The organism is Microbulbifer sp. THAF38 (assembly GCF_009363535.1).
Lineage (GTDB): Bacteria > Pseudomonadota > Gammaproteobacteria > Pseudomonadales > Cellvibrionaceae > Microbulbifer.
Window position 1 is genome coordinate 3,457,195 of record NZ_CP045369.1, and the last position, 13,122, is coordinate 3,470,316.

The following is a 13,122-nucleotide window of genomic DNA, read 5'->3' on the forward strand; positions in this document are numbered from 1 at the left end:
TTGTATTTGTTATCTGGCAAGGGCCAGCTGTTCAACGCAGGCACCAATCACCTGCTCGGTTGCATCGACCTTTGCCACACTGCGCGCAGCTTTCGCCATATTTAATAGCGCTTGCGGATCGGAGAGCAGTTTATGCAGTAGCTCCGACAAGCTCTGCGCATCCATGTCACTCTGCTGAACGACTACAGCACCACCAGCACTCTGTAGCCATTCACCGTTGCGTGTTTGATGATCATCAATAGCAAACGGAAAAGGCACCATAATTGCGCCCACACCAGCGGCAGCGATTTCCGAAACCGTCAATGCACCGGAGCGGCAAATAATCAAATCTGCAGCGCTGTAGGCATCGGCCATATTTGCGATAAAAGGCACAACTTCGGCCTCTACCCCAGCGGCCTGATAGGCTTCACGAGCCAACGCTATATGGCGCTCTCCCGCCTGATGGACCACTTTCGGTCGCAGGGATAGCGGTAATAAAGCGATGGCTTTAGGTACTAGTTCATTAATTGCTACAGCGCCGAGACTGCCGCCGAGCACCAACAAGCGCAGAGGTTTCTCACTACCAATGCGCAACTGGGGCTCCGAGAGGTTCGCAATTTCGGTACGCACGGGATTTCCAACCTGCTTGGCGCCGGGCAAGCTGCTGGGAAAAGCTTCCAGCACCTGACTGGCGATACGTGCGAGCAAGCGATTAGTAGTGCCGGCAACTGCATTCTGTTCGTGGATAATCAGTGGAATTCCACTGAGCCGCGCTGCCACACCACCGGGACCGGTGGCAAAGCCACCAAACCCAAGCACCGCATCCGGCGCTACCGCCTTCACTACGGCACGGGCCTGAGCCACCGCGCGTAAAACCTGCACAGGCGCTTTGAGCAGGGCCAATTTGCCCTTGCCGCGAACACCCTCCACGCTAATACAGTGCAGAGGAATATTGGCCTCGGGAATTAAACGCGCTTCAATACCGCGCTGGGTGCCGAGCCACTCGACATCAGCGCCATATTCTTGCAAAGCCTTTGCCACGGCCAGTGCCGGGAATACATGACCGCCGGTGCCACCGGCCATAAGTAGAAACTTCTTACCGGCAAATATTTGTTCTTTATGGGACATCAAAGCACCTCCCCACCGCCGATACCGGCGCTGACACGGCGCCGGGTAAATATTGGCAACTGCGCAAACAGGCCTGGGGTTTCCTCTTTGCCTTCAATTGGGCCACGCAGCTCAGTGCGGACTCTCAGGGCCAACCCCAACAGAGCGCAGCAAATAATTAAACTACTACCGCCGGAACTAACAAACGGCAGAGTCAACCCTTTGGTAGGCAACAAACCTGAAGCCACGCCCATATTCACAAAAGCCTGCCCCGCGATCTGCACCGCCATGCCAAATGCCAGCAAGGCAGCAAAAAATTTCTGCTGTGCCAAGGCCTCACGTACCAAGCGCAGCAATGAGCAAGTCAGCATCACAAACAGCCCAACAACAACCAAGCCACCAAACATGCCCCACTCCTCGGCGAGGATGGCAAAAATAAAGTCGGTATGTGCCTCGGGCAGGTAAAACAGTTTTTGCACACTGTTACCCAGACCAACTCCAAACCATTCACCGCGGCCAAATGCGATCAGTGACTGGGTCAGCTGATAGCCGCTGGCAAACTGGTCCCCCCAGGGGTCTAAAAACGTCAAAAGCCGTTGCAAGCGATAGGGGCTCATCAATGCCATCAGTGCTAAACCACAGGCCGCTGCCACCACAAGTAAAAAGGTGTGCGGCAAACGCGCGCCCCCTAGAAACACCATCGCCAGCACCGTACCGGATAGCACTACCACTGAGCCAAAATCCGGCTGCAACAACAGCAATAAAGCGACCACAGCGAGAATGACCACCGGCACCATAAAGCTGCTCCAGTGATGCAACTGCTTGCTACGCCGAGTTAAAAAGCTGGCAAAAAATACCAACATACAAAACTTGGCTACCTCTGCAGGCTGGATGGTGATTCCCGCAAACATTAACCAGCGCCGACTGCCATTCACCTCTCGTCCAATACCCGGCACCAACACCACCACCAATAACAGGCAGGAAAACAGTAGTAGTGGCCAGGACAGCCGCGACCAAATAGCCAGGGGAATTTGGCTCACCAGCAGTGCCGCCATTGCGCCAATCGACAAAAACGCCAAATGGCGCTTCAGGAAATACCAGGGATCTCCATAAATATCTGTAGCGAATGCAATTGAGGCCGAAGCCACCATCACAACCCCAATGCTCACCAGTGCCAATACACTAAATGGCAAAAGAGCATCGAGAAAATCACGTCTAGAATTCAGGGAGGGCAATTCACTCATTGCTCCTCCCCTGAGCCCTCGCACAAAATCGTTACGATTTTGCGAAAGTCTTCACCGCGCGCTTCAAAATTGCGATACATGTCAAAGCTGGCACAGGCTGGAGACAGCAATATATAGTCCCCGCTATGAGCCAAGGTGCTGGCCTTACTGACAGCATCCGCCATGGAATCAGCTCTGAGTGTTGGGCACTGTTCGGCAAACACCCGCGCAATTTTGTCTCCATCGACACCGATTGAAACCATTGCGCGCAGGGCGCTTGCGCTTTTCTTCAGGGCGGAGAAGTCCGCACCTTTACCGTCCCCACCAGCAATCAAAACTATTTTGCGGGTTGAGGTAGCCAACCCATTCAGTGCGGCCTGAGTCGCGCCGACATTGGTGCCCTTGGAATCATTGACATAGATAACACCGTGCAAATCCGCCACGCGCTCACAGCGGTGAGCCAATCCTGGAAAGCTACGCAGGACCGAGAGCATGGCGTCCATTGGCAGACCCACTACACTGCCCATCGCCAAGGTAGCCAGGGCGTTGGCAATATTGTGTTTCCCAACCATCGCCAGCTCATCGACCGGCAATAAATTCTCATTGCCCTGGGCTAACCAGTCACGCCCTTCAAAAGTGCGCACACCAAACTGCTTGAGATCGGGCCGGTCCAGGCCAAAAGTCCACTCTCGTCTCTCTCTTGATAAAGGCCCCTGACTCAGAGGGTCCTCACGATTGACCACGAAGACTTCCGCACCGCGGTAGATCCGCTGTTTAGCTCGGTGGTACTCCAGCATACTGGGGTAGCGGTCCATATGGTCCGCGCTCATATTCAAAACAGTGGCCACTGTCGGAGCGAGGGAGTTGGTCGTCTCTAGCTGGAAACTGGAAAGCTCCAAAACAAACAATTCTGGCAAGGGATCATCCAATAAATCGAGCACCGGCACGCCGATATTGCCGCCCACCCGCACAGAAACACCGGCGGCTTCAGCCATTTTGCCAAGTAGTGTGGTGACCGTACTTTTGCCATTGGAGCCGGTAATCGCCGCAAGCTTCGCTTTAGACTGCTTACGCTGTAGAGCCTGGGCAAACAATTCGATATCCCCCACCACAGGAATACCTTCAGCAATCGCCTGCTGCAGAAGCGGTTCCGCCAAGGGCACACCTGGGCTGGCAATAATCAGACTGGCCGCAAGCAGGGTATTCGCTCGCAGGGGCCCGGTTTCCACAGCAACCTGGGGAAATTCCCTCTGAAAATCCGCAAGCCCCGGTGGGTTATCACGACTATCCACCACTACCGGGGTATGACCGTGACGCAGCAGGTAGCGCACCACCGATTGCCCGGTAGCACCCAGTCCAATTACCACTTTATGCTGCGATGAGGTCGCGATCAGACTCATTGTTTTTTATCGGAGTTTCAGGGTTGCCAGTCCAGCCAAAACCAGAATTACGGTAATAATCCAAAAACGAACAATTACCCGCGGCTCGGGCCAACCTTTCAATTCAAAATGGTGATGTAGCGGCGCCATGCGGAAAATACGCTTGCCAGTTAATTTGAAGGACGCTACTTGCAAGATTACCGAGACGGTCTCCATCACGAATACGCCACCCATAATAAACAGCACAATTTCGTGGCGGGTGATCACCGCGATAATACCCAGTGCCGCCCCCAGTGCCAGAGCACCCACATCTCCCATAAATACCTGGGCCGGATAGGTGTTAAACCACAGGAAACCAAGGCCGGCGCCACACAAAGCGGCACAAAATACGGCAAGTTCCCCGGCACCAGCGATTGCAGGGATATGCAGATAATCGGCAAATTCCGCGTGCCCAGACAAATAAGCGATAATGCCCAATGCTCCGCCTACCATCACCGTGGGCATAATTGCCAAGCCATCGAGGCCATCGGTCAGGTTTACCGCATTACTGGAGCCCACCACTACGAAATAGGTCAGCAAAATAAAAGTGACCGGCCCCAGGTTAATAGCGACATCCTTAAAGAAAGGCACAAAGAACTGGGTTTCCGCCGGGCTGGTCGCACTCATAAATAAATAAATGGCCGCACCCAGACCGGCAATGGACTGCCAAAAATATTTCCAACGCGCAATGAGACCGCGGGGGTTTTTGTGAACAACTTTTTTATAGTCATCAACAAAACCTACCGCGCCGAAGACAAAAGTCACCAGTAATGTGACCCAAACGTAGCGATTGCCAAGGTCGGACCACAGTAGCGCTGAAGCAAAAATTGAAGCAAGAATCAGGGTACCGCCCATTGTGGGCGTACCGGATTTACTCAAGTGGGTTTCCGGACCATCGTCGCGGATCGCCTGGCCTACCTGTAAGTGGTTCAACCAGTTGATCATGCGCGGGCCAACGAGCAAGGAAATCCCCAGCGCGGTTAGGGCCGCAAGAATTGCGCGAACGGTTAAATAGTTGAACACCGAGAAGGTGCTCACATGTTGTTGTAATAATTCCGCCAGCCAAAGCAGCATTACGACTCCCCTCTGCTGTTGCCAAGCAGGGCCTGAGCGACCAGTTCCATACGGGCACTACGAGAACCCTTCACCAATACGGTGGTGTTGTTATCTAATTCCTGGGACAAGGCCGCAATCAGCGGCTCCCGTTCCCGATAATTTTGCAGGGGCGCATTATGTCCCTGGTTAAATGCCAAGCTGGCGGCAGTGCCCAATGGGCCCAGAGTAAATAGCGCATCGAGGCCGCGCTCCCGCGCCAGGTCCCCGACACCTCGGTGCATATCCTCGGCATCAGGGCCCAGTTCAGCCATATCCCCGAGCACCAGGATTCGCTTACCCGATCGCTGCGCCAATAGCTCGATAGCCGCCCCCACAGAACCCGGATTCGCGTTGTAGCTATCGTCAATAATCGTAGCCCCACCAATGCCGCGTTGTTCCTGCAAGCGACCGTCGACAACTCTCAGGTTGGAAAGCCCCTGAACAATTTCTGTTGCCGATATTCCCGCAGCAAAAGCACAGGCTGCCGCTACCAGGGCATTGTGCACATTGTGCTCACCCAAAAGTTGAAGTTGCAGGGGATGGGCAAGCCCTTCGATCACCAAATCAAATCCAGCACAACCACTCTCGTCCAGCGCAATATTTTCCGCATAGATCTCACACTGGCTGGCAAGGCCTACCTCTAGAGTGCGCACGCCTTCGGGCATGCGTCCGCGCCAATAGTCTGCGTAATTGTCATCGGCATTGATAATTGCGGTACCGCCAATATCCAAGCCGGTATAGATTTGCCCCTTGGCCTTGGCGATCGCATCAATAGAACCAAATCCCTCGACGTGCGCGGCCATGACATTGTTGACGGCACTGATTTGCGGTTTACCGATACTGCATAGATAAGCAATATCGTCCGGCCCATTAGCGCCCATTTCCAGAATCAGTACATCGTGTTCTTTACCGAGACTAAAAAGTGTTATCGGCAGGCCATACTGGTTATTTAGGTTGCCCTTAGTCACACAGGGTGTGTGACGCTGGCAAAATATCGCCGACAGCATTTCCTTGACTGTGGTTTTGCCACAGGAACCGGTAATCGCAATCACTCGCCCGCTGAACTGCTCACGGCACAGGAGACCAATCTGGCCGAGTGCCATGGTGGTATCCTCTACCCGCCACTGAGGCAGGCTGCAGCCCGGTACCTCCCGATCCACAACTAAGCCAAGAGCCTGCCCATCCAATTCGCCAACAAAATCATGGGCATCGAAATTGTCACCCACCAATGCAACAAACAACGCTTGGGAATTTAACTTGCGAGTGTCTGTACACACCTCGGAAAACTCCACCGAGCCATTGACCAACTCGCCACCGAAGCGTTCCTGTAATTGTTTTAAACTCAGCGCTCCGATCACTGGGCTTCCCCCTTTATTCCTTCAACCTTAAGGGACTTACCCATACGTCGGAGCAGCGCAGCAGCGGCCTGCTCGCGATCGCAAAAGTGAATTTTTTCACTGCCAATAATCTGGTAATCCTCATGGCCTTTACCGGCAATCAGCACTATGTCTCCCGGTTGAGCGGCAGCTACTGCCTGGCCAATAGCCTTGGCTCTATCAATTTCCACTTCGATATTACTGGCGGCACCTTCGAGGATATCGTCGATAATTTTTTGCGGCTCTTCACTACGCGGATTATCGCTAGTGACAATGGCGCGGTCGGCCATTTCCGAAGCTATACGCCCCATTGAGGCGCGCTTGCCGGTATCGCGATCGCCACCACAGCCAAACACACACCACAATTTGCCGCGGCAATAAGGCCGTGCAGCGGCGAGTGCCGCGCGCAGGGCATCTGGAGTGTGGGCATAATCGACCAGCACACCCACCTCATCCGCATCCTCAACCTGCACCCGCTCCATGCGCCCGGGGACCGCTTGAATGGAGGGAAAAGCCGCGAGGATTTCATTGAACGGCATGCCCGCCGAAGCAGCGGCGGCCACGACTGCGAGGGCATTGTAAATATTGAAGTCGCCGATCAGGGACGCATTGAGTTCACCGCTGCCCCATGGGGAGCTGAGCTGAACAGAAAACCCTTTTTCGTGACGGCGCAAATCTGTCACGTGCAAATCGCCAGCCTGCAAACCATAAGTCAATACACGCAAGCCGCGTAACCTGCAGCGCTCCGCCAGTTGCGCTCCGAAGGGATCATCCAGGTTAATAATGCCGCGCTTTAATTTTGGCAGACCAAATAACTTCTCTTTGGCTGCCCCGTAGGCGGCCATGTTGCCATGATAATCCAGGTGATCGCGGGAAAGATTGGTAAAAATTGCAGTATCAAAAATAAGGCCGTGCACCCGTCCCTGCGACAGGGCATGGGAAGAAACTTCCATCGCCGCAGCGCCTACTCCGCGCTGGCAAAAACCGGCAAAGTCTTCTTGCAAACGGACGGGGTCGGGAGTGGTAAGGCCGGTCTCTTGAAGCTCGATCGCTCCCTGGTTCCAGATGCCATTACCGATAGTGCCGATCAGGGCGGCACTGCCGAAGTGCCGAGCCAACAACTGCGAAGTGAGATAGGCACATGTGGTTTTACCATTGGTGCCGGTGACGCCCACCAAGTGCATTTTTCCACTGGGATTGCCGTGAAAGCGCGCGGCGATTTCCCCCACACGTTTGGCAAGTCCGGGCACAGTCACCACCAGAATATCCCTGTGGGTTTTGCACTCCAGCTTGTCCCCATCAGCCAACACTACGGCGGCGCCTGCTTCTATTGCGGCATCAATATATTCACGCCCATCCACAACAGAGCCACGCAATGCCATAAACGCATCGCCGGTTTTCACCTTGCGACTATCCAAAGCCACACCACTTACAGGCACATCGGGAATACCCGCATATCCGGGTACCAATTCCTGCAGGGAAATAAAAGAATGTTCGCGCTGAGTCACGATTTTGAACCCCTTTCGCTTAACTGCGCGGCCAGTTGCCGTTCCGCCGACTCCTTGAGATCTGGCGGTACCTGCAGCAGGCGCATAGCCCCAGACATCACAGCGCCAAATACCGGCGCTGCCACTTCACCGCCGTAGTACTTGGCGTGACTGGGATCGTCTATTACTACAACCGCAGCAAGGCGCGGCTTGTCCGCGGGAATAAAACCCGCAAATACTGAGCGGTAGCGATTATCGGCATAGCCTCCACTACCAACCTTGTGCACGGTGCCGGTCTTGCCAGCCACACGATAGCCCTCAACGGCTGCCTGACGGCCAGTACCACGCTTGCCAATTACCGTCTCCAGCATTGCAGTCACATCTTTAACCAGAGGCCCCTCGACTACCCGCTGGGTTTCCGTATCGGGCTGATCACCCGATAAAATCAAGGAAACCGGGCGCTTGAGCCCCCCATTGGCCAACACGCTGTAGGCCTGGGCGAGCTGCACCCCATTCACTGTTAAACCGTAGCCGAAGGCAAAATTGGCCCGCTCGATTGGGTGCCAGCGACTGCGGCTGGGCAGGATTCCTGGAGTTTCGCCAGGAAAACCACTACCAACTGCCTCCCCCAGGCCCAAGCGGTAAAAGAGTTCCCGCAGCGTATTTGGTTCCAAATCCAGGGCAATTTTTGTAATACCCACCTGGCTGGACTTGGTAATGATGCTGGTTAGGTCTAATTTTCCGTAGTTGACTGGATCAACCAGGGTTTTACCGGGCACACGGATATAACCCGGGCTGGTATCTATCTGGGTACTCGGCTTATAGCGACCGCTCTCCAAAGCCGCCAATACTGTTAGGGGCTTTACCGTGGAACCCGGCTCGAACTGGTCTATCAAAGCGCGATTGCGCATAGCCGCAGCTTTGACCCCCTTGCGGTTATTGGGGTTAAAAGAAGGCTGGTTGGCCATGGCGAGGACATCCCCACTGTGGGTATCCAGAATGACCATAAAACCGGAGGCGGCACCGTTTTCTGCTACAGCACGCTTTAATTCCCGGTAGGCGAGATATTGCAGGCGCATATCAATCGACAGTCGCAACTCCTGACCGGGCTGAGCCTCGCGCTGAATAGCCAACTCCTGCACGGTCCGGCCTTTCAAGTCCTTGACCACCTGCTGTGCTCCGGGCTCACCAGACAGCCAACTGTCGTAGGCGAGCTCAATGCCCTCCTGGCCGCGATCATCGATATTGGTAAAGCCCAGTAACTGAGCGACCACTTCACCAGCAGGATAAAAACGGCGGTATTCTTTTTTGCTGTAGACACCAGCTAGATCGAGGGACAGCACCCGTTCCGCCTGCTCTGGGGTCAGGTGGCGGCGCAGATACATAAACTCTTTATTGCGATATTTTTCCAGACGCGCGGCCAACTTACCCGCTTTTATCTCCAGCGCTTTAGCGAGTTGGCTTATCTGTTCAGAATTACTTTCACGCAGCAGTTTGGGATTGGCCCAGAGACTGTGCACCGGGGTGCTAACCGCCAGCAATTCACCGTTGCGATCAACAATCGAACCTCGGTACGCGGCAATTTCTTCGGTGCGAATAGTCCGTGCGCGGCCCTGATCCTGCAGGAATCGGTAACCCCGCTCCGCCGCGGGCACGACCTGTAATCGGGCTAAATGCGACACCAATACCAGGGCGAGCAGGCACAGCAGGGCCGCCACCAGCACAAAGCGCCAGCGAGCGATTCCCGGTTGAACTTGCTTTTTCTTAACTGCGCCCATAATTTTCCAATTGGCGTTATATTGTCATCCTGAGGGCCAACCTCTTAGCGGGGATGCTTGCCCAGCACCCCCAAAAGCGTTCCAGCACACCATTTCTTATGATTATTTCGTGTCGCCATACTCAACTTTAAGCGCGCACCGATTCCGCATAAAACGAACAAAAAATGTATAAATAAAAGGACCACTGAGCTACTTTCGCCCGAGCCCTATCCCCAACCCTACTCCGCCGGAACCAATACCTGCTCCGAGGGGCTCGGCATATGCATTTTTAATTCTTCCCTCGCCACTTTTTCCACACGGCTATAAGCGGACCAGGCTCCCCGCTCCAGCAATAGACGCTCCTGCTCATAGCGCAATTCATCGCGCGTCTTCTGTGCCCGGCCCAGCTCCGCAGTCAGCTCCCTGCTGCGCTGGGTCGAATACACCACTGCCAAAGCCGAAGCGATTGCTCCCAGCCAGAGCACAGCTATGCCGAGAAGCGACCTGATAGGCACCGGATCAACTCTCACCCAACTTTTCAGCAACCCGCATTACCGCACTGCGCGAGCGTAGGTTTTCATCCACCTCAACGGTGTTGGCCTTGATCGCTTTACCCAGTGAGCGCAAGGGCTTAGCGATCTGGCTATCCATCACCGGAAGCCCGCGGGGCAATTTTGGCCCGCGCTCCTTTTCGCGGATAAAGCGCTTGACCATACGATCTTCCAGGGAGTGGAAGCTGATAATCACCAGCCGCCCTCCCGGCGCCAGCAACTGTAGAGATTTTTCCAAAGTACTCTGCAGATCATCCAGCTCGCCATTTACATGAATACGAATCGCTTGAAAGACCCGGGTCGCCGGGTGCTTACCCTTTTCCCAAGCCGGGTTGGCCGCCTTGACCACCTCAGCAAAATCCAGGGTGCGCTCGAACGGTTTCTCGACACGGCGGCGAACGATGGCAGCGGCCATTCGCCGCGCGAAACGCTCTTCACCATACTCTTTGAATACCCGAGCCATTTCGTCTTCGGCTTCGCTATTCACCCACTGTGCGGCACTGATACCCCGGCTGGTATCCATGCGCATATCCAGTGGCCCGTCCTGCATAAAGCTAAAGCCGCGCTCAGCCTGGTCCAACTGGGGCGATGAAACCCCTAAGTCCAGCAGGATTCCGTTGACACTTCCCGTCCTCTCGCCAACGGCGAGATCCATATCGGCAAAGGAGCCGTGCCAAATAGAAAACCGCGATTCACCGGCAAAGCGCTGCTGCGCATAGTCAATCGCCTGGGGGTCTTTATCCACAGCCAACAATTGCCCTTTGGGGCCCAACTGTTCGAGGATCGCGGCACTGTGTCCGCCGCGGCCAAAGGTTCCATCTACATAGAAACCTTCCGGGTCAGTTACCAGAGCGTCCACGGCCTCGCGCAACAACACACTGCGATGCAATTCTTGAGACACCCGGTGTACTCCTTATAAAGAGAGGGAAGCCATTTCCTCGGGCATTCCCTCCTCGTCTTCACTATCATCGAGCCAGGACATCCAGCGTTCCTCGCTCCAAAGTTCTAATTTCTTGCCCTGCCCCACGAGCATCAGTTTTTTCTCCAGCCCCGCATATTCGCGCAGGGTGGGGGGAATCAATACGCGGCCGTTGCCATCCACCTGCAGCTCACAGGCATACCCGATCAAAAGCCGCTGGGCCCGACGCGCCACCTTGTTGAAGCTGGGAAGGGCTTCCACTTTAGGCAAAATTTGCTGCCACTGTGGCGCCGGGTAAACCAGCAGACAGCGCTCTTCAGTGTGAGCTGTGACCACCAGGCAACCGGCGCACTCCTCCAGCAAGCGGTCACGGACCCTTGCCGGTATCGCCAGACGCCCCTTGGCGTCCATATTGATTGCATGGCTGCCCAAATACACTTTGTGAGTTCACTCGCTCTGCTGTGCGCTAGTCGCGACAAGCCCTTTTCCAACAGGCCGATAGCGGGAAAAATTCAAATTTACGCCGCGCTGTGTAAATACCCACTTACCGGCGACGAATAAACCACAAAGTTCCACGAATTTCCACTTTTCCCCACTTTCGACACTATAAAACTGGTCGACACAAAGTCAAGGAAATCGACCGCAAAGTCGGCACAAACCCCAGTAAATTCGGGGTCTGCAGGCCAGATGGGAGTATTGGCACAAAAATCACTGTCACAAAGCAACAAAATAGTGCGAGCGCTCACTTACAAAATAATCGACCATATTAAACTAGCCGCCATTCCACCAGTAAGCGCGCCACGGTCAAAAATGGAGCCGGATCCGTTCTATTCGCCGCCAAGGAAGCTCTGCTGAGTTAGAGGGAGCAAAATAAAAAGCCCGGCGGATGCCGGGCTTTAGAATTATGTGAGCTGGCCTGTAAGCCGGGTTCTGTCGAGGACAACCATTCATCTGGGATGCCTGTCACCAGACACCTCAAGCGACCTACCCGCCCTCAGTGCGGGTCACACCTATAGAGGGCCTATTTGGTCTTGCTCCGAACGGGGTTTACCGTGCCGCGAACTGTTACCAGTCGCGCGGTGCGCTCTTACCGCACCCTTTCACCCTTACCTGTGCTTCCCCGGACCGAAATCGAGGGAGGCCATCGGCGGTCTACTCTCTGCTGCACTTTCCGTAGGCTCGCGCCCCCCAGGCGTTACCTGGCGTTCCACCCTATGGAGCCCGGACTTTCCTCCATCGCACAAGGCGACAGCGATTGCCCGGCCAGCTCGCGGCGAAGAGTAATGAGGCGACAGCCGGAATGCAACAGGCATTTTCCCTCAGCAGTAAAAGACCGCGCCTTATTTTTGCTGAAGGCTCCAGTTATACAGGGTCTTTTTATTCACACCGGTGATCTCCGCAGCAATGGCGGCGGCCTTTTTCGGCGGTAACTCTGCCAGCAGCAGAGTCATCACCCGCTGCGCCTCAGCGTCCAACTCAGTGTCGCGACGACGCTCAGCCCCGCGCACCAGCAATACAATTTCACCACGCTGTTGATTGCTGTCGGAACGCACCCAGTCCACCAACTCTCCCAAGGGCATCAGCTGGAAAGTCTCGAAGGCCTTGCTCACCTCTCGGGCAATGACTGCCTCGCGCTCGGTACCAAAGATCTCCGCCATAGCCTGCAAGGTATCGGCGACCCGGTGGGGCGCCTCATAGAAAACCAGAGTGCGGTTATCACCCGCCAGCTCCTGCAGTGCGCGCTCACGGGGGCCGGCTTTGGCCGGCAGGAAACCCTCAAAACTAAACCTATCACTGGGCAGGCCGGCGGCGCTCAGCGCCGCGACAAAAGCACAGGCACCGGGAATCGGCACTACGCGAATATCCCGCTCGCGCGCCTCGCGCACTAAGCGATAACCAGGGTCGGATATCAGCGGTGTGCCGGCATCGGAGATCAGCGCTACCGTTTGCCCCTGCTCCAGTCGCTGTAGTATCTGGCCGGTGCGCTTGTCATCGGAATGATCGTGGTACGCCATCAGGGGCGTTTCGATATTGAAATGGGAAAAGAGTCTCTGACTGTGACGTGTGTCCTCTGCCGCAACCAGATCGGCACATTGTAGAACTTCAATCGCTCGCGGTACCATATCGGCCAAATTACCGATGGGCGTAGCAACAATGTATAGCAGCGCCTGATCCGGCCCCATAGCTGTTCACTCCAAATATAAATATTG

General features: G+C 55.1%; 11 protein-coding genes and 1 other RNA gene. All 12 read right to left on the reverse strand.

The genetic code is table 11. The features are described 5' to 3' along the window. Positions 1–9: 9 nt before the first annotated feature. Positions 10–1,107 carry an undecaprenyldiphospho-muramoylpentapeptide beta-N-acetylglucosaminyltransferase gene (murG, locus tag FIU95_RS14895; RefSeq protein ID WP_152454516.1) on the reverse strand — a complete coding sequence of 366 codons (1,098 nt, stop codon included), beginning with the start codon at positions 1,105–1,107 and terminating at the stop codon, positions 10–12. Next, positions 1,107–2,330, reverse strand: a complete 1,224-nt coding sequence (ftsW, locus tag FIU95_RS14900) for a putative lipid II flippase FtsW (protein WP_152454517.1) — start codon at positions 2,328–2,330, stop codon at positions 1,107–1,109. The genes murG and ftsW overlap by 1 nt, the downstream gene beginning before the upstream one ends. Continuing rightward, positions 2,327–3,709 (reverse strand): UDP-N-acetylmuramoyl-L-alanine--D-glutamate ligase, encoded by a 1,383-nt coding sequence (gene murD / locus FIU95_RS14905; RefSeq protein WP_152454518.1) that lies wholly within the window; start codon positions 3,707–3,709, stop codon positions 2,327–2,329. The genes ftsW and murD overlap by 4 nt, the downstream gene beginning before the upstream one ends. A 6-nt stretch (positions 3,710–3,715) precedes the next feature. Next, positions 3,716–4,801, reverse strand: a complete 1,086-nt coding sequence (mraY, locus tag FIU95_RS14910) for a phospho-N-acetylmuramoyl-pentapeptide-transferase (RefSeq protein WP_152454519.1) — start codon at positions 4,799–4,801, stop codon at positions 3,716–3,718. Further along, a complete protein-coding gene (murF, locus tag FIU95_RS14915; protein ID WP_152454520.1) occupies positions 4,801–6,180 on the reverse strand; it encodes a UDP-N-acetylmuramoyl-tripeptide--D-alanyl-D-alanine ligase in 1,380 nt (459 codons plus the stop codon). Before murF ends, mraY begins: the two co-directional genes overlap by 1 nt. Beyond that, the gene (locus FIU95_RS14920) at positions 6,177–7,706 is read right to left on the reverse strand and encodes a UDP-N-acetylmuramoyl-L-alanyl-D-glutamate--2,6-diaminopimelate ligase (protein ID WP_152454521.1); all 1,530 of its coding nucleotides are present in this window, start codon (positions 7,704–7,706) and stop codon (positions 6,177–6,179) included. The genes murF and FIU95_RS14920 overlap by 4 nt, the downstream gene beginning before the upstream one ends. After that, positions 7,703–9,463, reverse strand: a complete 1,761-nt coding sequence (locus FIU95_RS14925) for a penicillin-binding protein 2 (protein WP_152454522.1) — start codon at positions 9,461–9,463, stop codon at positions 7,703–7,705. Before FIU95_RS14925 ends, FIU95_RS14920 begins: the two co-directional genes overlap by 4 nt. A 218-nt stretch (positions 9,464–9,681) precedes the next feature. Continuing rightward, entirely contained in the window at positions 9,682–9,957 is a 276-nt protein-coding gene (ftsL, locus tag FIU95_RS14930; protein ID WP_152454523.1) for a cell division protein FtsL, read from the reverse strand. A 4-nt stretch (positions 9,958–9,961) separates the two neighbouring features. After that, positions 9,962–10,894, reverse strand: a complete 933-nt coding sequence (gene rsmH, locus FIU95_RS14935; protein WP_152454524.1) for a 16S rRNA (cytosine(1402)-N(4))-methyltransferase RsmH — start codon at positions 10,892–10,894, stop codon at positions 9,962–9,964. Between the two features lie 12 nt (positions 10,895–10,906). Next, entirely contained in the window at positions 10,907–11,350 is a 444-nt protein-coding gene (gene mraZ / locus FIU95_RS14940) for a division/cell wall cluster transcriptional repressor MraZ (protein ID WP_152454525.1), read from the reverse strand. Positions 11,351–11,815: 465 nt separating this feature from the next. Further along, positions 11,816–12,183: RNase P RNA component class A (rnpB, locus tag FIU95_RS14945), an RNA gene on the reverse strand. Positions 12,184–12,252: 69 nt separating this feature from the next. Further along, the gene (gene rsmI, locus FIU95_RS14950) at positions 12,253–13,095 is read right to left on the reverse strand and encodes a 16S rRNA (cytidine(1402)-2'-O)-methyltransferase (protein ID WP_152454526.1); all 843 of its coding nucleotides are present in this window, start codon (positions 13,093–13,095) and stop codon (positions 12,253–12,255) included. Between the last annotated feature and the right edge of the window lie 27 nt (positions 13,096–13,122).

Excerpts from the sequence above, each read along its gene's own strand:
- mraY (WP_152454519.1), bottom strand. The coding sequence starts at position 4,801 with ATGCTGCTTTGGCTGGCGGAATTATTACAACAACATGTGAGCACCTTC.
- FIU95_RS14925 (WP_152454522.1), bottom strand. The coding sequence starts at position 9,463 with ATGGGCGCAGTTAAGAAAAAGCAAGTTCAACCGGGAATCGCTCGCTGG.
- ftsW (WP_152454517.1), bottom strand. The coding sequence starts at position 2,330 with ATGAGTGAATTGCCCTCCCTGAATTCTAGACGTGATTTTCTCGATGCT.
- murG (WP_152454516.1), bottom strand. The coding sequence starts at position 1,107 with ATGTCCCATAAAGAACAAATATTTGCCGGTAAGAAGTTTCTACTTATG.
- rsmI (WP_152454526.1), bottom strand. The coding sequence starts at position 13,095 with ATGGGGCCGGATCAGGCGCTGCTATACATTGTTGCTACGCCCATCGGT.
- murD (WP_152454518.1), bottom strand. The coding sequence starts at position 3,709 with ATGAGTCTGATCGCGACCTCATCGCAGCATAAAGTGGTAATTGGACTG.